Origin of the sequence: Mesoplasma entomophilum, assembly GCF_002804125.1 — a bacterium.
GTDB classification, from domain to species: Bacteria; Bacillota_I; Bacilli_A; order Mycoplasmatales; family Mycoplasmataceae; genus Mesoplasma; species Mesoplasma entomophilum.
Genome location: NZ_CP024966.1, coordinates 271,000 through 291,785, shown reverse-complemented (window position 1 = coordinate 291,785; position 20,786 = coordinate 271,000). Strand labels below are relative to the sequence as shown.

Below are 20,786 nucleotides of genomic sequence, written 5' to 3'. Positions count from 1 at the left end.
TTTAATAATTTTCTACTTGTCTTTGTTGGTTTTTTTCATGTTTAGCTTTATAAGTTTTGATTAAATCTTCTTCTGAATAATTTTGAACTTTTGCAATTTGTAAAAATGAATTAAAAATTTTAGCAAATGATTCATTATTTGGATTATCAACTAGAGCAGTTAAATCTTTTATTAATTCAAAGTAACAATCAATGTTATTGTTATGTCCCAAATCAATAAAATTAAAGTTGTCAAAATTATAGTTAATTTGATTTCCCAAACTTATGATAAAATGTAATCCATCAATGTATTCTTCTAATTGAACTTCTTTAGCACTGGGTGCTCCTTGTTTTCAATATTTAAAACTCTTTTCTTCATTAGCATATTCACCTAATTCTACTCAAAAAGCAATAAGTTTTTTTCTAAAAATTTCGTGATCTAAAGTTAAATTATGTTTTTCTATTATTTTATTATCTAAAAATTCCTGTTGCTCACTTAATCATTTAAGTGTTTCTTTTTTAATCATATATGTTCTCCTTATTAATTTTAAATATTATATATTAATGATTTTATCTTATAAAATATTTAATTATTGAAATAAAGGTATTGAAATAAAAAAAATCAGCAATGCCAATTTTAGATATTGAAATCTTTTTTATTTACAATTTTTAAATTTAAAGTTTCAATTAAACAAATTAAAGTTATATTAATAAATAAAGAGATTACTAATCATCATGTTTTTGCAATATTTAATGTAGCTACCTCATATATTTCATTTGAGTTAAGTGATTCGTCTGATATATATTTATCAATATTAAAAGTTAAAAATTGAGCATATAAAGTTTGTGGAGCAATATATTTGAAATTTTCTAACCATTTATAAGGTCTTGTATAAACATTCACTATTGTTCCTTCAATGTCTTCTTGATGCGTTTTAGTTATATGAGAAAAACTAATTATTATTGAAGTAAGAAACATTCAAACCAAAATGGCTACACAAAGAATTATAGCTAAAGTAACTTTGTCTGATAAAGTAGTCAAAATTATACTGAAAACTGCACTTATAAGAATAACAAATACAAAGAAATAAATTAATTGCCCAAATACATTAATGAAATATTTATCTGCATCATATGATAAAGAAGCAAATATAATTATTGAAAAAAACATAGGTAAATAAATTAAAAATAAAGTTAAAATAACAAATAAAAATTTAAATAGCATAATATTCTTTTTAGATATTGGAGACGTTAGTCAAATACTTATTTGAGTTGTCTTAACTTCTTTATTGAAAGTTATAAAAATAAAAATTAAAGATAATATACTGAATATTGATACACAACCCGCACTTAATAATATAGAACTAATTGGATACTGAAGACCCATTCCACCACTTAAAGATGTTCCTGATCCTGAAGGACCTGAGCTTGTTACAGTAAGACTTCATGGAGCAATATATTTTCTGCCTTGATCTCCAAGAAGAAAAATTCATAAAACAAGAACTGATCCTGCAAGAGCAATTAAAAATAAAAATAAAATTAGTTTTCAATTAGACTTTAAATGAGTTTTTATTATTTGAAACCCTGAAACTTTTTTAACCATTATAAAATACTCTCCTTAATAAAAACACTTTTAAATTTTTCTCTAATTATTTCGATATTTTTTTCTTTAATTACAAACTCTTCTATTAATTCACCAGACTTAATCATTCCTACATTATCAGCAAGTGCTACAACTTCTTCAAAAATATGAGAACAAATTATAACTGTTGAGTTGTTTTCTCTTTTTAATTTTAAAATCAATTCATTAAATCTCTGTTGCATTATTGGATCTAATCCTGATGTTGGCTCATCCAATACTAAAAAAGCTGGTTTATTCATAGTTGCTGATATTATAGCTATTTTTTGTTTCATTCCTTTTGACATTTTTTTTATTTTTCTTGATGTGTCAAGTTCAAAATATTCAATTAGTTTTTCAACAAAAGATCAATCAACATTAGCTTTTAAATTAGACATTAATTTTAGAAACTGCATTCCTGTATAGTCTTCATAAATACTAACTTCACCAGCTATATAACCTGTTCATTCCATTATTTCTTGTCTTTTTTCTCATGAATGCATAGAATTAATTGTTATATTGCCATCATCAGGTTTTACAAAACCTAATATCTGCCTAATTAAAGTAGTTTTACCAGCACCATTAGGACCTATTATTCCATAAATTTCGCCTTTTTTAATTTCTATATTTATATTAAAGTTTCCTACTTTTTCTCCATATTTTTTGCTTACATTATTTATACTTATCATTAGTTTCCCCTTCTTTGTATATAGGTCTTATTCTACTCACAAAAAAAAAAAAAAAAGAACTTTTTTGGAAAAAGTTCTTTTTTTTAAAATAATAATGGATTTTTTTGGTTTTTACTATTTAACTCCTGGTTTTCCTAGTAACTTAAACATATTGTATTTATAAACTTCAACTCCTGGTTGATCAAATGGATTAACTTCTAATAAGTATCCACTCATCGCAACAGCTATTTCGAAGAAGTAAACTAAGTATCCAAATTGTACATCATTCATTTTGTCAAATTCTAATACAATGTTTGGCATTTTTCCAGTATTAACGTGAGCATCAATTACTCCTTCAATAGCAGTTGAATTAATTTCGTGGAATGATTTACCAGCTAAGTAATTTAAACCATCATAGTTATCAGCATCAGCTTCAACTAACATATTAGCTACTGGTTCTTTTACTTTAATAACTGTTTCAAATAATACGTTTCTTTCACCTTCTTGAACTCATTGTCCTAGTGAGTGTAAATCTGTTGAGAAAATCATTGATGTAGGATATAAACCTTTATTGTCTTTTCCTTCTGATTCTCCAAATAATTGTTTTCATCATTCAGCAGTATATTGCATTTGTAGTTCATAAGCAACTAAAGCTTCAGCTTTATAACCTTCATTATATAAAGCATTACGAGCAGCAGCATATTTATAGGCTTCATTTGTTAAATCGCCTTGAACTAATTCATCCATTGCTTTGATAGCTCCTGCAAAAATATTATCAGTATTAACTCCTGCAACTAATAATGGGAAAATTCCAACAGGTGTTAAAACTGAAAAACGTCCTCCAATATCATCTGGGATTACAAATGTTGGATAACCTTTATTATCAGCTAGAGTTTTTAAAGCTCCTTTTGATGAATCTGTTACAGCTACAATTAATTCTTTTGAAGCTTCAACTCCAACTTGTTCAATTAATTGTTTTTCTAATGCTCTAAAAGCAATCCCTGGCTCTGTAGTTGTTCCTGATTTAGAAATAACACAAATTCCAAATTTTTTACCTTTTAAGTAATCTGATAACTGAGCAACATAAGTTGAACTCATTGTATGTCCTGCATAAATTACTTGAACTTTATCAGAATGATTAATTCCTCTAATCATTTCATCAGCAGCTCTAATACCTAAGTATGAACCACCAATTCCAACAGTTACTAATACATCAATTTTACTTCTTAATGAAGAAGCAACTTTTTTCATTTCTTCATATTCTTTTTTATCAAATGTTTTTGGTCATTCAATTCATCCTAAAAAATCATTACCTTTTCCAGTTTTATTAATTATCATCTCATGAACTTTTTTAACTTTTGCTTCATTTAAATCAGCTATAGAAAGTCCTGAGTGTTGTAAATCAACTTTAATCATATATTTTCTCCTTAAATTTTTACTTTACAAGAATTATTATACTCTTATCAAATAAAAAAATAGCAATTGCTATTCTTTAATGAATATTTTAATTATTTATCTATTCTACTTTCATTTAAATCATTGTATCTATTTCCAATTAATTCAATTTGATCTAAGATTTGTTTAATATTTTGTAATTCTTTTTTTGTGAAAGAAATTTGTGATCCAGAATTATTTTCTTTAACTCTTTCAATTTTTTTAGTTCCAGGAATTGGTACTATTCACGGTTTTTGAGCTAACAATCAACCAATTGCGACTGCCGCAGGAGTTGTGCTTTTTGCTTCTGCAAGTTTTTTAATATATTCAACTAATTTAAAATTATTTTCCAAATATTCAGGTGTATTAAATCTTGGAATTGTGTTTCTAAAGTCTCCCTCTGGAAAAACATGACCAGGTTTAATAGTTCCTGTTAAAAAACCTTTTCCCAATGGAGAAAATGGAACAAATCCTATGCCTAGTTCTTGTAATGTCGGCATTACTTTAGTTTCTGCTTCTCTTCAAAACATTGAATATTCACTTTGTAAAGCAGTAACTGGGCAAATTGCATGAGCTTTTCTGATAGTATTTGCAGATGCTTCGCTTAAACCTCAATGTTTTATTTTACCTTGCTCAATTAATTCTTTCATTACTTGTGCTACTTCTTCAATTGGCGTATTTGGATCTACTCTATGTTGATAGTATAAGTCTATATAGTTTGTCTGTAATCTTTTTAATGAGCCTTCAATGGCTCTTAAAATATTTTCTCTGCTACTATCAACCCCAGTTACATTTTTATCATCAAAAGAAAAACCAAATTTAGTAGCAATTATAACTTTATTCCTAATATCTTTAAATGCTTCTCCAAGTAATTCTTCATTATTAAAAGGCCCATATACTTCTGCTGTATCAAAAAAAGTTACACCTTCTTCATATGCATTTCTTAAAAATTTAATAGCTTCTTCTTTAGTTGGAAATGGTGGCTGACTATAACTTAAACCCATGCAACCTAATCCAATTTCTGAAACTATTAAATCTTTACCTAATGTTCTTGTTTTCATAAATTAACTCCTTTGAGTTTTAAACTCATTCTCATCATATTTCATTAAACCTACTTTAATGCAATAACATTTTTAATTATTTTTGTATAAATTTTTCTTATAGTTAATATATTCAAGTTGTTCTTGTAGTTCTTTTATCTTTTGTTTAACAATTTTTTCTTGTTCTATCATCATTTTAAGTCTTTTAGAATAAGTGTTATTTCCTTCTAAAGCCAAATTTATATATTCTTTTATTTTAAGTAAAGACATACCTGATTTTTTTAAACATAAAACCATTCTAATCCATTCTAGTTTTTCTTTTTTAATGAATCTATAATTATTTTCATCTCGTTCAAAAAATGGAAATAATCCTTTTGAATCTTAAAATCTTAAAATATATTCTGGAACACCTAATTCCTTTGATATATCTTTCATATATAGCTTTTCCATATTTAACTCCTTTAAGGTTACTTATATTTATTGTAAAAGATTAAACTTACTTTAATGCAATATAAAATAAAAAAAAATAGGCATTGCCTATTAAAAATTAACCTACAATTGTTTCATCATTGAATACAGAATAAGTAACATCATAATCAAATTCTTGTTCTTCTTCAATAAAAGGAACATAAATTTCTTTTTCAGTAATTACATTGTCTAATCTAACATCAAATTCTTCAGCATCTATATTTTCATTTGATAATTGTGAAGAAGCAGATAAACCAATTTTATAACCTGAATAGTTATTTTCATTTATTCAACGATCATAAAAGCCTTTTCCCATACCTAATCTGTTTAATTGTTTATCAAAAGCTACTAGGGGAATAAACATAGTATTAATATAATTGCCTTCTGACAATAATTCACATGTTTTTTTAGGTTGCAAAATATTTAGTACTTTATTTTCTTCTAAATCAGTTTCTAAATTAGTGATTTTTCTAAATTCCATTTTATTTTCATCAACAATTAACGGAACATAAACTTCAATCCCTCTTTTTAGACTTGTTTCAATGACATTTAAAGTATTTGGCTCGTTTTCAGTTGAAAGATAAATTGCAAATTTTTCTAAATTATATCTTTCAATATAGTGATTAACTTTTCTTTCAATTATTTTATTAACTTCTTCTTTATAAGCTTTAGATAAAAAAGATCTTGTTTTAAGAAATTTATCTCTAATTTGATTTTTATTACTCATGGTTTCTCCTTTTATTAAATAATTAATTATTTCATAATTTAATTATACATAAACAAGCTATTCTATAAACAAGCTATTCTATAATTTCATTTATTGCATCAATTGCTAAATTGGCACATAATATACGATTTTTTTGTTTATTAATGTTTTTAAAAACTATTAACTTATCCAATAATTCAATTTTTGATGCCTCTCCAGTATTTAAAAAAATTTTATACTGATTTATAATTTTTTTTACATCACTTTTTGATTTGTTAATTATCAATTCAAAAAAAATATCAGCGCTTGATGTTGCAACTGCACAGGCAGTTCCTTCAAAGCTAATTTCTTTAAAAATATCATTTTCAATCAATATTTCAATTTGCATTTCATCAGCACAAGTTTGTGATTTTGCATCTTTAATTATGGCTTTTTTGTTATTTTTTAAACCTTTGTTAATTGGTTCAGTAAAATGTTTCATTAAAATTTTTCTCAATAAAATATCATCATTAATATCTATCATTTTTCTCCTTTAAAATAGTACATCTAAAAAACTATTTGTATTCTTTAAAGCTTCTATAAATTTATCAATTTCAGCTTTATTATTGTTAATACCAAAACTAGCTCTAATAGCTATTTTTGTATTGATTACACCTTCAATTCTTCTAGCACAATTGGCCCCACCACGAACCAAAATATTGTATTTATCATCTAAAAAATTAGTTATATCTTGAGGATTTACTCCTTTTACATTAAACAAAATGATCGGTGTTTTAATATCTAAATTATAAAAAATGATATGCTTTTCAAGATTGTTTTCTTTAACTTTATCAACAAAGTATTTTTTAAGTTCAAGTTCATATTTTTCAATATTTTCTAAGCCGATTAAATTTACAAACTTAATTGATTCTATAAACCCTACTATTGCGCTAATATTTGGTGTACCACCTTCCAATTTTTCAGGTAAAGTTGCTAGTGAATAATTTATTAAATCACTTTCAATTTTTAAGCTCATTCCACCACCATAAAATAATGGTTCTAATTGATTCAATAAGTCATATTTCCCATATAAACAACCCAGACCAAAAGGACCATACATTTTATGTGCCGATCATGACATGAAGTCAATATTTAAATCAGTTACATCTGTTCTTATATGCCCTATTGATTGTGCTGCATCTACATGTACAATTATATCTTTATTAAAATCTTTAATTACTTTAGTAATTAGTTTAATATCATTTTTTGCTCCGATAGTATTTGAAATACTTGCAAATGAAACTATTTTTGTTTTACTTGATAATATTGCTTTAAACGAATCAATATCAATTGTAAAATCATCATTTAACTCAACTTTTTTAACTTTTGCACCATTTGATTTTGCCAAAACTATTCATGGTAATAAATTTGCTGAATGTTCAAGTTCAGTTACTATAATTTCATCACCCTTTTTAATTAATTTTTTAAGTCCATTTGCCAATAAATTTATTGAGTGAGTTGTACCACTTGTAAAAATTATTTCTTCAGGTTTTTTAGCATTTATAAATTCTTTTGTTAATTGCCTTGCTTGTTCAATTAATTCAAGTGCTTGATAGCCTTTTTTGTAGTCAACAGCATGAGGATTTGTGCCATTTTCAGTTAGAAATTGCATTTCAGCATCAATTACTTTCTTAATTTTAAGACTAGTTGCTGAACTGTCAAAGTAAATCAGATTACTTTGTTTATCATAAAATGGAAAATATTTTTTTAAATCTTTCATTCACAAACCTTCTTTTCTATCTAGGTAATTATACTATTTAGAACAAAAAAAATTGATAAATTTATATTGTTTTGAGTTATAATATTATCAATGCTTATATTTATATAAAAATAAAGCGTTAACAGAAACAATTTTCGCAGGAGGAAAATATAATGAAAAAACTACTATCACTAATTGGTGCTTTTACTTTGACAGCTAGTGCTACAAGTGTTTTAATTTCATGTTCAAATAAAGATGATGATGACAAATATGGAAATATTTTCATTAATGATGATGGTGATTTTAAAATTACTACTGAAGATTTATTAAATTGATACAATGATACTTATGGTCGCTTAGGTAAAGACCCACAAAAATTCTTAGTAGAATTTTATAACATCTTTGCAGTTGCAGTTTATGAAAATGCAAGCACAGAAAATAGCGTTTTCAAAGGTAAAACAACTAAATCTAATGGTTATATAAATGAATATTTAAATGATGAAGGTATTGAAGATGGAAATCAGTTTGCAAAAAGTTTAGAAACTCAATATGGTAAGAAATCAAAAGCTGCTAATACTATTTATGGTCGTGCAAATAATGAAATGGAAAATGCAAGAAAAGAATATCTTGATAATAAAAAACAAGGTACAAAAGCTTGAGTTAAATATTTAAAAGGTCAATTTCCTTGAGTTAATGGTGATCAAACTGCATTAGAAAATGCTTGAATTTCAAATTATATTTTAACTGATTCAACTAACTCAGCATATGCAAACTTGTCTAAAACTTTAGGATTTGGTGCTACTGATTCTACTTGATCTAATGGTTACAATACAATTAAAGTTAATGATACAGAAATTTCTGCATTACTTGCAACATTTTTATCTGTAAATGCAGATGTTAATATAGATAATACTTCTTTAAATGAACCTGTAATAAAACAAGCAACAAGCGAATCTCAAAAAACTTCTATTATTAATTTAATAAATGTTTTAGGTGGAAAAAACGCGTTTAATTCTACAACTGATACAACTGATGGTTTCAAAATTGATTTTATTGAAAATATTAATGACACTTTCTTTACTAATTTAACATGAAATACTTTCTTATCAGGCATTAGTTTAAGTTTTGCTAACAATAAAATGTTAGGTAAAATTTCTGAAATGAAAGATATATTTACCATTTCAAATGTTACTGCAATAAAATTAGATCAGAAAAATGAATATAAAGATTTTTATAATTACGAAGGAATATCATCTAGAAATCTTAATAAAACACAAATTGTTTCTGTTGCACCTATATTAAATTCAAAAAAAGATAATCAAAAAATAAATATTTTATCAAATTCTCAAAGATACTTAATTGATAATTACTTTGAAGCAAAAAAACCTGTAGCAACTTCTGAAATTGTTTTAGACTTTTCAAAAATTAATAGTTCATCAACTCCTGATATTAATAAAGAAATAAGTCCTGCACAATTTGTAAACACATCTAGTACAGTTGATGAATTAATTAAATACTTTGAAGGTTTCTACAATTTCTATACAGCTTATATTTCAAATAGCGTTGGTGGAAGTAATAATAAACAAAGTGCTACAAGTATTTATTCAAATGCAGAAACTAGTTCAACTACTGGATTAACTGATTTTGAAACATTTTACAGAGGTGCAAATAAAGGAAACCTTTGAAAATTAGGTCAAAATCAAACTGATACTGGTATTGGATCATTTTTAACAGCAAAAAATAATGAAAAATTATTAACACTAGACTATGATACAACTGCTGGAACTTATTCAAACCTTGCTAAGTATTCTGTTTATGATTTTTTAACTTCAGAAAATACTCAATATGAACCTCAAATAAAAACAGATTGGGATTCATCAACAACTAATATAGATAATTGAGATACCTTCAAGGGAAAAATGGAAAAGATGAAAGATAATGCTAATGCAGTAGCTGGTATGAATTTATTATTCACACTTGTTAATGACTTAGGAAGACACCTTCCTGAATCAACTTCTGCAAAAGGTAATACTTCTGCAGAAGCACCAAAACCATATAAAGTATTAAATGATAAAGATGGAATAATTGCTTTTATTGATACTGATGGATTACATTTCATGAAAATTGATGGTTACAGTCTATTTAACTCAGAAACTAAAACTGAAAATAAAGATAAAGAACAATCAATGGCTTATGATCTTCTTTCAAAAACTAATAAAGAGTTAGTACCTTATTTATTAAATCCTAAAATTAAAAGTGATAAGCCTACTACTCAAAATAGTATTGTTAAAGTTGATAATGGGACTGAAAGTGCTACAACTCCAACTCCCGGAACAAACGCTGATATAAGTAAACAAGAAATCATTGAGGGTATGGGAACAAGTTTTGGAAATGACTACAGTAAAATAATAAACTATTCAATTACTAACGATTATGAGAGATTTTTAGTTAACAATACTGTTGCTAAAGGAATGTTATCAAGTGATAATGATAAAAATAATTTATTCTACAATTTTGATATTTTAGCTGATGCCAAGTCAACAATTTCAACATCTGAAAATTTTGGATTATTGAGTCAATGATTATGAATATATTTAGGTGAAATTTTAGGTAAAGATGGCGAAGAATTATTTGGTTCATTTTTTGCAACAGACGGTGAGAATGTAGATAAAAAAGCAGTTGCAGAATTATTAAGTGTTATTGAAAATCAACAAAACAAAATTTCAGAATTCACAATGAATTTTAATGATCAAAATGACAAGTGAATTGAATCTGTAAAGGATAATTACAATAAGCAATATCATGATTTAGAAACTAAAGTTTCTAGAAAATTCATTCCTAACTATGCAATTGAAGTACCTTTAGAAAATATTGATTCAAGTAAAATTTGAATAACAGAAATTTCTAAAGGAAAAACAAATTCTATTTTTATTTATAAAGTATCAGATTATTTTTATAATGATGAAATCATTATCAATAGTTTAAATAAACATAAAGGAGGAGTAAAATAATGAAAAAATTATTAGCTATAATAGCAGCAGTCGGATTAACTGCTACTACTTCTTCAGTTGTTGTTTCTTGTACAACTACAGTAAATAGATTTTCAAAATTGAATTTCAGTGATAAAAAAATTTATGATACCTTAATTTTAAAAATGTTAGATAATGAATTTATTAGTGTTTCTCAAGCACAAAAGTTCTTAAAAATAAGCGACTCTGAAATTATTACTGACGTTTTAAAAATATTAGATAGAAAAATTGCAGAAGAAGAGTATAAAGCAACTAGTTCTACATTAGCTTCTACATTCAAAGTTAAAGAAAAAGATGTAAAAGAAAACATTACAAATAAATTGCTAAATGATTTAGCAACTAATCAATTCTTTAGCGAGTATACTGCTGCTATCATTGGTAATAGTAAAGGTTTAGTTAATGACTATAATTACTCAAACAATCATTCTTTAAACCCCTTTGATTTATTTAAAGATGATGCTAAAATAAGTTACTCAATTTATTTTGAAAATAGTGAAGATTCAAAAACAACAACAAGTGGTTCTTTGACTAGATGACAAGTACGTGGAGAGTTTGGAGAAAATAATTGAAACATACCAAGCTTTGAAACTTTAAATAATAATAAATTTTATATTGTTGGTTCGACAGATAAAAAAGGACATGTACCTGCACTTACTGCAAAACCTAGTATTTCAAAAGTTTTAAATAAAGAAACTTCAGTTAGTGATATTAATGGCAATTTTTTAGTAAAACCATCAGAAAGTCAAGATTGATTTACTGGTAAAGAGATTATGAAATATCGTTTTCAATCTTATATTAACGCAAAAATTATACCTGATATTTATACTCAATTAATTAGCTTAGCTTATTTAGATAGTAATTTATACACAACAAACCTAACAAATACTAACTATACAAGATCATTTGCTAGATTAAATACTACTAACAAATTAGTTTCATCTTTCCAAAACTCTTTAACAGCTGCTCCAACTTCTGTAAATTCAAATATTAAATTAATTTGATCATTCAAAGCTGATGTTTCACAAGATGCAACTGAGTGAGTTAATTCATACAAAAAAGCATTAAATGACCCAAATGCAGCTGGTAATGTTATTCTAAAAGATGACAGCATAAAAATCTTAAGAGATAATTTCAATTCAACTGAAGCTGGTGATAAATTAGTTAATACTACTAAGTTAGGAATGGATCCATTTTCAATCGGCTTAAAAGGATATAACGGTATTGTTAAAAATAACGACACTGGAGTTGAAGCAATTAGTGGTTCACTAAGTATTTCAACAGATGCTCAAACTGCTGCTAAATCAGTTAATCAGCCAACTTTATTAACTGGTCCAAAAGGTCAAGGTTTTGCTGTTGGTGATAAAGGTGAGAGTGAAATTGTTTTAGTTCTACCATTATATTTAAATGATATTTATGACGCTACAAATGTAACTATTCTGCCAATAAACGGTAAAGCTGAAATGTCAATTCCTGAAAATACTTGATTACCTCTTGGTGACAAATACAGCCAAAGCATTGATGACATGAAGGAATATTCAAACCCAAATAATATTGATGTTATAAAAGATAAAAGTGGGAATCTTTACATAAAGGTTCAAGACGGGCAAGAATCTGGACAAATAACTTTAGGTAAAAATAGAAAAACTACTATTACAGTTAAATCAAAAGATGATACTATGTTAGGTATTCATGAAACAATTAACAAAGCTGATTCAAGTTTTACTTCTAGTTTTGATGAAGATGCACAAGCTAAAGTAAAAGACACAGATAAAATCTTATTCTCTATTTTATTAGCTAGAAACTCAGATCCAAAAAGTATTTCGCAATTAACAACTAATTGAAATAACTCTGATAAAACAAGTTCAGATATTAAAAACTTGTCTGCTACTAACAAACAATTATTAATTTCAGAAATTGAAAAAGGTTTAGTGACTGGGGATACTGATTATACTACTGAAGCTAAAGAAGAACTTTATACTAAATACATTATGGATGGAGATAATGTTTTATTCCAAGGTCTGTATGATGAAATTTCTAAATATATTAAAGAAGACGAAGGGAATAGTTCAGACTAATGAATGATTGTTTATTTTGTAAAATTATAAAACAAGAAATTCCTTCATATAAAATTTATGAGAATGAGTATGTTTACGCGTTCTTAGACATTAATCCTGTATCTGATGGTCATGCTTTAGTAATTCCAAAAGTACATGCTGAAAACTTAACTAAAACTCCAGATTTATATTTAGTTGAAGTAAGCAAAGCAAGAAAAATAGTTGCTGAAATACTACAATCAAAACTGAATGGTGTTAAAGGTTTTAACTATATTTCTAATCAAGAAGCAATAGCTAAGCAGGTTATATTCCATTATCACGAACATATATTACCTAAGTTTAAAGAAGATGAAGGTTTCTTACATGATAAGAACGTTAATCTTAAATATGCAACCTTAGAAGATGTGTTTAATGAAATAACAAAATAAAAGATGACAATTAAGTCATCTTTTTTCATACACTTTTGAATATAAAAATGTAACTTAAGTGTTACATTACTTTTTATGTTTATAAAACATTTTCCCATCAACGCTAATAATTCTTGGTGTTCATGTTTTATGTTCAACTTTATTTAATTCATCATTTATTTTAAATACTTTAGCATCTAGATCATCAAACATTGACAACATGATTGCTTCAATAATAACTGGTTCAGTTGGTGAACCATATTCTTTTTTACCATGACTAGCAATAATCATATGTTGCAATAAAGTTAATGATTCATTTATATTTCCCTGTTCATCTTTGTACAAATTTAATTCTTCTGCAACTTTGTTAAGTTCAGTATTACCAATACTAATATGTCCAATTACTTTACCTTGTAAACTATAATCAGTTCCAGTTGAATCAATAATTTCAATTACTTTACCTATATCATGTAGGATTGCTCCACAAATCAACAATTCTCAATCAATTGAAGCATAAGCATAACTTGGTTTTAAAGCTAGAGCATTTTTAACTAGTGTGAAGCTATGTCAGAATAATCCGCCTTTAACATTATGGTGAATTGACATTGCAGCTGGGTAAGTTAAAAATTCTTTTTCATATTTTTTAATTAAGCTAATTGTTAATTCACGATAAGTTTGATTTGTTAAACTTTCAAGAATACTCATTAACTCCGCATAGTTTTTTTCAATGTTAATCGGTGCTTCAATAAAAAAGTCTTTTCCCTCTAATCCAAAGTGATTTAAATCAACTTCGCTAAGAATACTATAATCGCTTACTTTAAGCTGCAATACGCCCCTAAATTCGTTCACAGCAGCATTCTTGAATAAAACAAAAGCATTTGGTTGCAATAATTGTTTATCTTCATCAGTTACAGTTCATTTTCTAGCTTCTACTCTACCAGTTTTATCTGATAAATTTAAAATTAAATACGATGAGCCATTAGTTGCTGTTGAAACAATAACTTTTTCTAATCTAACAACTAAGTCAGTTGAAGACACTGTGTTATTTAATTCATTTATTTTTTTCATATGTAACTCCTTATTATTATTTTACCTTATTTAGACCAATCTATTGGTTCTAAATCATTATTAAGCAAAATTGCATTTATTTTTGAAAAAGGCTTTGATTCTTTAAAACCTTTTAGGTAACTAAATGGTGATGGATGAGCTGAGCTAATTACATTAGACGTTTTGAACTCTAAGTTTTCATAAACTCTTTTCGCATAGTTACCTCATAAACAATAAACTAAATTTGGATTATTTTTATTTAAATTACTTAAAATAACGCTAACTATTTCTTGTCAACCTAGTTTAGCATGACTTCCAGGATTATTTTCAATAACTGTTCAACAAGTATTTATTAATAAAACACCTTGTTCAACTCAACCACTTAAATCATTATTATCATAATGTTTAATATTTAAATCACTGTCTAACTCTTTAAAAATATTAATTAAACTTTTAGGCGTTTTAATTTCATTACTAGCACTAAAAGCAATTCCATTTGCTTGTTTAGGGTTATGATATGGATCTTGACCAATAATAACAACTTTAACTTCTTTTGGAGATATTAAATTAAATAACCTTAAGCAATCTTCTTTTGATGGATAAATAGTTTCTTTAGTTTTGTATGCTTTATTTATTAATTCTTCAATTTTTTTTAAAAGATTATTATTCGCTAGAAAATTATTTCATTCTCTATTCATTGGTATCACCTATTTTTGCAAAACTGCTTATTATTTTAATAAATGCTTTTATTTCTTTTTCTGATTCATCGAATGAATAAAATTCTGATTTAGCAGTTTTGTTTTGTTGATCTAAAATCCCTAAGTTACATTTCATTGGTTTTAATTTTTCGTGCTTAGGATTTGTTATATAAAAATTTAAAGCCCCTAACATTGATTTTCTTGATGGTTGCTCTATTTTCTTATTATTTAGATAAGCTAATACATTGATTGCAGTTAAGATTCCACTACTTGCAGATTCAATGTATCCTTCGACACCAGTTATTTGCCCTGCAAAAAATACATTCTTATTTCTTTTTACTTGCAGTGCTCTATTAAGCAATTTGGGTGAGTTGATGTAATAGTTTTTATGCATAACTCCATATCTAATAATATTTAAATTTTCAAGACCAGGTAATGTTTGTAAAATTCTTTTTTGTTCTGGCCATTTAATGTTTGTTTGAAAACCAACAAAATTATAAAGTGAATCAATTGCATCATCTTGTCGTAGTTGTATAACTGCAAATGGAGTTTCACCGTTTTGATCAACTAAATTATTTGGTGATAATGGACCATTTAATAAAACTTTTTTACTAGTTTTAGCTATTTGCTCAATTGGTTGACATCCTTTAAAATATATTTCTTTTTCAAAGGATTTTAATTTAACTGTATCAGCATTTTTTAACTCATTTACAAATGTGTTAAATTGTTCTTCATTCAGCGGTATACAAATATATTGACCATCTTTGCCTTCATTATGTCTGCTTGCTCAATATACCTTATCAAAATCAATACTATCTTTTGTGATGATAGGAGCAGATGCATCTAAAAAGAATAATTTTTCATTTCCTGTCATTAATTCGATATTCTTACCTAATTTTTCTGTTGTTAAAGGCCCTGAAGCTACAATAGTTACTTTTGTATAATCAATTTCAAAAACTTCTTGTTCAATTAAAGTTATATTTTCGTGATTCTTAATTTTTTCAGTAATATATTTACTAAATCCAAATCGGTCAACACTTAAAGCATCATCACCAGGAATTTCATTTGCTAATGCTGCCTGTATAACTAATGAATTTAATAATTTCATTTCATTTTTTAAAATTCCTGCTGCGTTTTTTTTGGATTTGCTTCTTAAAGTATTTGAGCAAACTAATTCCCCTAGGTCATTAGTTTTTTGAATATCATTTTTTATTAAAGATTTAACTTCATATAAATTAACTTTTATTCCATTATTGGCTAATAGATAAGCAGCTTCACAACCTGCCAATCCTGCTCCTATAATATTCACTTCTTTTTGCATGATATACCTCTTACTTCTATATAAAATTATAAGTTAAAACAAGAAAAAAACCATCTTTAAGATGGTTTAATTAGTTTATTATCAAACTTTAGTTCTTTCTTCTTTTGGTTTATACATACCATCACCAGGTTTAGTTTCATAAACTTCGTGGAATTCATTTATATTTACCAATACACCATTACATCTGAATTCTTCAGGCGAATGAGGATCAACTAGTAATCTTGTGTTTTTTTGCTCATCTGTTGCTTTTCTTCTTCATACTAAAGCATAGTTTGTAAAGAAATCTTTTAAGTTTTCCGGGCTTTGTGCCTTGCATATATCTAAAGCAGCAGCAACTCCACTTAAGTCACCAATATTTTCACCAAGTGTTAATTTACCATTAACATTAGAACCATTAATTTGATATTCATTATATTGATCAACAACTCTTTGAGTTCTTAACTTATATTGCTCGTTATCTGTTTGAGTTCATCAATTTTCAAAATTTCCATCTTTATCAAATTTACTTCCTTCATCATCAAAACCATGACTTACTTCGTGACCAATAACTGCACCAATTCCACCAAGATTAGCAGCATGTGATTGATTTACATCATAAAATGGTTTTTGCAAAATTCCTGCAGGGAAACAAATTTCATTTGACGTTGGATTATAATAAGCATTAACTGTTTGAGCATCCATATATCATTTTGTTTTATCAACTGGTAAATTGATTTCTTTTAATTCTTTGTTAATGTAGTGTTTTGCTAAGCTTTGCATGTTTTCAAATAAACTTCCGCCTTCTTCATAACTAAGAATTTCAACATCACTTAAATCCTCTCATTTATCTGGGTAACCAATTTTAATAGTAAAAGACTTTAATTTTTCAATAGCTTTAATTTTTGTTTCTTCTGACATTCAATCTAATGCATTAATTCTATTTTCATAAACTTTTAATAAATCATTAACCATTTTTAAAACATCTTTTTTTGCATCTTCTGAAAAATGACGTTTTACATATTCTTTTGAAATTAATTCTCCAAGTGTGCTATCAATAAATTCAACAACTCTATCTTCGATAGGTTTCATTTTCTTAACACCACTAAATACTGATCCATATTTAAATGCATTTTCATATAAATCAATTGTTAGCATTCTTGAATAAGAACTAGTTATTTTATATAACATGATATCCTTTAAATCATCTAAACTAATTTCTTCAATCATTTCGCTTAGCTTTTCAAAATATTTAGGCTCAGTTAGTATAATTTTTGCTGCTTTATCATATCCTGTTTGGCTTAGGTATGATGTTCAGTCAATAATTGGACATATAGTATTTAAATCTTGAATGGTTACAACATTATAAATGTTTTCTGGTTCACGTAATTCTTCTTGCTTAAACATTGATTTTGAGATTTTTTCTTCAAAGTTATAAATCAAAGTAAAAATATCTGAAGTCTTCAAATCTACTTTTGAAAGTTTAACTAAATTTTCAATGTAATTTTTATAAGCTTTTTTAATTTCTTCATGTCTTGGGTGAGTTGCTTCATAAAAATCTCTATCAGACATTCCTAATCCCATAGAATCAATCATTAATGCCCTTAGATTACTATCTTTAAAATCTGAGTCAACTCCTTTTGAATGGAATAAAGAAATTCCTCAACCTTTAAATAATTCAATAAATAAAGCTGTTAATTGAGTTTTATCAGCTAATTCTTTTATTTTATTTAAAATTGGAATAATTGGACTAATTCCTTGCTGATTTCTTGCTTGATTATTCAAATAGTTTGATCTCAAGTTAGCAATCATTTGACTTTCTCTATCTAAGCTCTTTGCGCTAACAAGTTCATTGATTATTGCTTTGATATCGTCTGTTGATTTCTTTTGTAGCATTTCAAAACTACCTCATGATGCATATCCATCTGGTAACTCATTATTATCTATTCATTCTTTATTTACTGAATCATAGAAATTATCTTGTGGTCTAATTTTTGTCATATAAACTCTCCTTTTATTAGTTATTATTTTATAATAAAAAAACGTCAATTAAGACGTCAAAATTATTTATTTTTAATAATTTTAAAAAATCAATTACTTAAGCATAGTAGCAACATAAGTATTAGAACCGCAAAAATTTCAATAATTCAGTATATAAAATTGGATAAAGCTGCTTTATCATTTCAAATTAATGATATTAAAACTGTTGCTGTAAATGCTAATATTACATAAAGAAATCAAATTATAATAAATTGTAAAACATTTCTGACAAAAACTTTTTTTCTAGTAAAGCCTAGTTGTCTTAATATAAAATTTTCTTTTTCTAAACTTCTTAAATACATTAAAAAACCGTTGACTATAATAACAAATGTAAAACTCACAAATACAATGTTTAAATATGCTCCTAAAAATATCAAACCATTTATATATTGAGTGTTAGGATTTATTTCATAACTTTGAACACCCATTTTGCCTATTACGTTAATTGAAAAATTTAAAAAAATCATTGAGTTAACAAGCATTAAAATAATTTTAGTTATTAGAGATGCATTATATTGCATATTTTTTATTGAACTAGAGAATACAAATGAACTTGTAGAAACACGAAAAAGTATTTTGGTAATTATTTTTATCATAATTTCTAACAATAGATGTAGGCCTATAATAAAGAATATTCCTCCAAATAAATATAAAACCTCTGTATTATTAAATACAATTAGTAGAAAATACGAAATGATAAACATAAATCCTAATACAATTTTAATAATTTGACTTTTAATGGTTTTCTTTTTATTATCTTTGTTGCTTTCTTCAATTCATTGGTATTTTTTTGTTGATGCATAAATAATTGCAAACAAAGTTACAAAACTTATTAAAAGTACTAAAATTATATTTAAAAATGAATAGTTTATTAAAAAGTCTTGTTGAAGTATAGACTTTTGAATTAAATTTGCAATAAGCAGTTTATTTAAGACTATTGAAAAACAAAATCCTAAAATAAAACTCGGAACCATTATGATTAGCTGTTCATGCAATAAATTTTTAAATAAATTTTTAAAAGACAATCCTATTAATCTTCTATTTATTAGATCTTTTTCTCTGACATTAAAATTTATACTTATTATTAATGTAGTCATTGATATTGAAATTAATAGTAATAGTCCAAAAAGGATAATAAAAATTAAAGACATGTTAGAATTCTTATCAAACTGTTTAAGCGAAGAAATAAATAAAAATAAAGATGAATTAGTAAACACTGAAGATAAAAATAATGTTATGAATATTGGTATGTTATAACTTTTATAAAACTTTAATTGCTTAAATATTTTACTATTATGCATTTTCAATAAGTAGTTTTTTTTCTAATTTAGCCATTGTTATTTCTTTAGTTTTAATTTCTTCTGTTATTTTTCCATTATTCATTAAAATAATCTTTTCTGTTTCAAGTCCAACTTGTGGTGAATGGGTAACTATAATTAAAGTTTTTCCCAATTTTTTACTATTAACTACTAATTCTTCTAATACCTTTTTAGTGTTGATTAAATCAAGAGCTCCTGTTGGTTCATCTGCCAATATTATCTTTGAATTTCCAAGTAATGCTCGTGCAATTGCTACACGTTGTTTTTGTCCACCTGATAACTTAGATACAATAATCTTTTCTTTTTCAATTAATCCAAGTTCTTTTAGTAAATTAAAATATTTTTGTTCGTTAATTATGTTTTTATTATTTTTCTCTACAAATTTTATATTTTGTTCAACAGTTAAATATTCAATTAATTTATAATCTTGATAAATGTATGATATTTCTTTTGATCTAAATTTTGTTAATTTAGGTTCCTTCAATTCTGATATATTAGTTCCATCAATTATAATGCTTCCTTCTGATGGTTTTTCAATACCTGACAAGATGTTTAAAAGTGTTGATTTACCCACTCCGCTATTGCCCATAATTGAAATACATTCATTTTCAAAAACACTTAAATTTATTTCCTGTAAAATATTTGTTTTTTTTATATTGTTTATTTTGATTAATTCTTTCATGAGAATCCTCCTATTTTATTTTTTGTTAAAATAGAAGGATTCTAAATAGAAGAAATATCTTGTCTATACCAAATTAATTTTTTAAGGACAATCAATTTTCCTCAGAAACATGAGTAATTAATATTTTTAATAATTTTTGTAAAAAAAACATATAATCTAAAGTTATTTTTATCACTTAAGATTGTTATTTTCATAAATGGATTAAAATTAAATACCATTATTAGTGAACAAAATATTGTAACTGATAATTTAAAGTTTAATAATGTACTATTATTTTTAAATATAACTAATAAAATTGCAATTGTAAAAACCAGAATAAACAATGTCCAAAGAAAGAAAAGAATAAAGAATATTCCTATAAATTTAGGCTTAACTCTAATTTCTTTAAAAATTTTAAAAACTGAATAAAAAAGTGAAAACACTACAATTAAAGGCACTAAAAATCCTAATTTTGGTAGAAAAAATGAAACTGTAAAATACAAGACTAATATTCTAAAAAAATTATTGCTTATTAATTTATTCATTTTTTTCTCCTTTTATTAATTAATATTTTATAACAAAAA

The 20,786-nt window shown here is 25.8% G+C and carries 19 protein-coding genes; 4 read left to right on the top strand and 15 right to left on the bottom strand.

The window, feature by feature from the left end; translation table 4 throughout:
* Position 1: 1 nt before the first annotated feature.
* The 9 genes from MENTO_RS01370 to MENTO_RS01330 all read right to left on the bottom strand — a co-directional run bounded on the left by MENTO_RS01370 (position 2) and on the right by MENTO_RS01330 (position 7,671).
* Positions 2–505, bottom strand: a complete 504-nt coding sequence (locus MENTO_RS01370; RefSeq protein ID WP_099651096.1) for a dUTP diphosphatase — start codon at positions 503–505, stop codon at positions 2–4.
* A 110-nt stretch (positions 506–615) separates the two neighbouring features.
* Complete coding sequence (locus tag MENTO_RS01365; RefSeq protein WP_099651095.1) at positions 616–1,581, bottom strand: hypothetical protein; 966 nt, start codon at positions 1,579–1,581, stop codon at positions 616–618.
* Complete coding sequence (locus MENTO_RS01360) at positions 1,581–2,285, bottom strand: ABC transporter ATP-binding protein (RefSeq protein WP_099651094.1); 705 nt, start codon at positions 2,283–2,285, stop codon at positions 1,581–1,583. Before MENTO_RS01360 ends, MENTO_RS01365 begins: the two co-directional genes overlap by 1 nt.
* Positions 2,286–2,399: 114 nt before the next feature.
* Positions 2,400–3,680 (bottom strand): glucose-6-phosphate isomerase, encoded by a 1,281-nt coding sequence (locus MENTO_RS01355; protein WP_099651093.1) that lies wholly within the window; start codon positions 3,678–3,680, stop codon positions 2,400–2,402.
* Between the two features lie 92 nt (positions 3,681–3,772).
* Positions 3,773–4,759, bottom strand: coding sequence for an aldo/keto reductase (locus MENTO_RS01350; RefSeq protein WP_099651092.1), 987 nt, complete (start codon positions 4,757–4,759; stop codon positions 3,773–3,775).
* A 72-nt stretch (positions 4,760–4,831) separates the two neighbouring features.
* The gene (locus tag MENTO_RS03805) at positions 4,832–5,035 is read right to left on the bottom strand and encodes a MerR family transcriptional regulator (RefSeq protein WP_167372670.1); all 204 of its coding nucleotides are present in this window, start codon (positions 5,033–5,035) and stop codon (positions 4,832–4,834) included.
* Positions 5,036–5,285: 250 nt separating this feature from the next.
* On the bottom strand, positions 5,286–5,933 hold the full coding sequence (locus MENTO_RS01340; RefSeq protein ID WP_099651091.1) for a 5-formyltetrahydrofolate cyclo-ligase: 648 nt from the start codon (positions 5,931–5,933) through the stop codon (positions 5,286–5,288).
* 73 nt (positions 5,934–6,006) lie between these two features.
* Positions 6,007–6,435, bottom strand: a complete 429-nt coding sequence (locus MENTO_RS01335) for an iron-sulfur cluster assembly scaffold protein (RefSeq protein WP_099651090.1) — start codon at positions 6,433–6,435, stop codon at positions 6,007–6,009.
* Between the two features lie 9 nt (positions 6,436–6,444).
* On the bottom strand, positions 6,445–7,671 hold the full coding sequence (locus MENTO_RS01330; protein WP_099651089.1) for an aminotransferase class V-fold PLP-dependent enzyme: 1,227 nt from the start codon (positions 7,669–7,671) through the stop codon (positions 6,445–6,447).
* Between the two features lie 152 nt (positions 7,672–7,823).
* Between MENTO_RS01330 and MENTO_RS01325 the strand changes: the two genes are divergently transcribed.
* Genes MENTO_RS01325 through MENTO_RS01315 form a run of 3 tightly spaced genes read left to right on the top strand, consistent with a single transcriptional unit; the run spans position 7,824 to position 13,161 of the window.
* Positions 7,824–10,661, top strand: coding sequence for a lipoprotein (locus MENTO_RS01325; protein ID WP_099651088.1), 2,838 nt, complete (start codon positions 7,824–7,826; stop codon positions 10,659–10,661).
* Positions 10,661–12,754, top strand: a complete 2,094-nt coding sequence (locus MENTO_RS01320; protein ID WP_099651087.1) for a lipoprotein — start codon at positions 10,661–10,663, stop codon at positions 12,752–12,754. Before MENTO_RS01325 ends, MENTO_RS01320 begins: the two co-directional genes overlap by 1 nt.
* On the top strand, positions 12,754–13,161 hold the full coding sequence (locus MENTO_RS01315; RefSeq protein WP_099651086.1) for an HIT family protein: 408 nt from the start codon (positions 12,754–12,756) through the stop codon (positions 13,159–13,161). Before MENTO_RS01320 ends, MENTO_RS01315 begins: the two co-directional genes overlap by 1 nt.
* Before the next feature lie 66 nt (positions 13,162–13,227).
* Here MENTO_RS01315 and MENTO_RS01310 read toward each other — a convergent pair whose 3' ends face one another.
* The 5 genes from MENTO_RS01310 to MENTO_RS01290 all read right to left on the bottom strand — a co-directional run bounded on the left by MENTO_RS01310 (position 13,228) and on the right by MENTO_RS01290 (position 19,298).
* Positions 13,228–14,208, bottom strand: coding sequence for a 3'-5' exoribonuclease YhaM family protein (locus MENTO_RS01310; protein ID WP_099651085.1), 981 nt, complete (start codon positions 14,206–14,208; stop codon positions 13,228–13,230).
* 26 nt (positions 14,209–14,234) lie between these two features.
* The gene (locus MENTO_RS01305; RefSeq protein WP_099651084.1) at positions 14,235–14,885 is read right to left on the bottom strand and encodes a uracil-DNA glycosylase; all 651 of its coding nucleotides are present in this window, start codon (positions 14,883–14,885) and stop codon (positions 14,235–14,237) included.
* Positions 14,878–16,206, bottom strand: a complete 1,329-nt coding sequence (trmFO, locus tag MENTO_RS01300; protein WP_099651083.1) for a methylenetetrahydrofolate--tRNA-(uracil(54)-C(5))-methyltransferase (FADH(2)-oxidizing) TrmFO — start codon at positions 16,204–16,206, stop codon at positions 14,878–14,880. Before trmFO ends, MENTO_RS01305 begins: the two co-directional genes overlap by 8 nt.
* Before the next feature lie 78 nt (positions 16,207–16,284).
* Positions 16,285–18,183, bottom strand: a complete 1,899-nt coding sequence (locus tag MENTO_RS01295) for a M13 family metallopeptidase (protein ID WP_099651082.1) — start codon at positions 18,181–18,183, stop codon at positions 16,285–16,287.
* Positions 18,184–18,245: 62 nt separating this feature from the next.
* Entirely contained in the window at positions 18,246–19,298 is a 1,053-nt protein-coding gene (locus MENTO_RS01290) for an FtsX-like permease family protein (protein WP_322787567.1), read from the bottom strand.
* On the opposite strand from MENTO_RS01290, the gene MENTO_RS03875 reads away from it, so the two are divergent.
* Entirely contained in the window at positions 19,198–19,479 is a 282-nt protein-coding gene (locus MENTO_RS03875; RefSeq protein WP_208611556.1) for a hypothetical protein, read from the top strand. The genes MENTO_RS01290 and MENTO_RS03875 overlap by 101 nt on opposite strands.
* 36 nt (positions 19,480–19,515) lie before the next feature.
* Here MENTO_RS03875 and MENTO_RS01285 read toward each other — a convergent pair whose 3' ends face one another.
* The gene (locus MENTO_RS01285; protein WP_099651080.1) at positions 19,516–20,223 is read right to left on the bottom strand and encodes an ABC transporter ATP-binding protein; all 708 of its coding nucleotides are present in this window, start codon (positions 20,221–20,223) and stop codon (positions 19,516–19,518) included.
* Positions 20,224–20,786 lie beyond the last annotated feature (563 nt).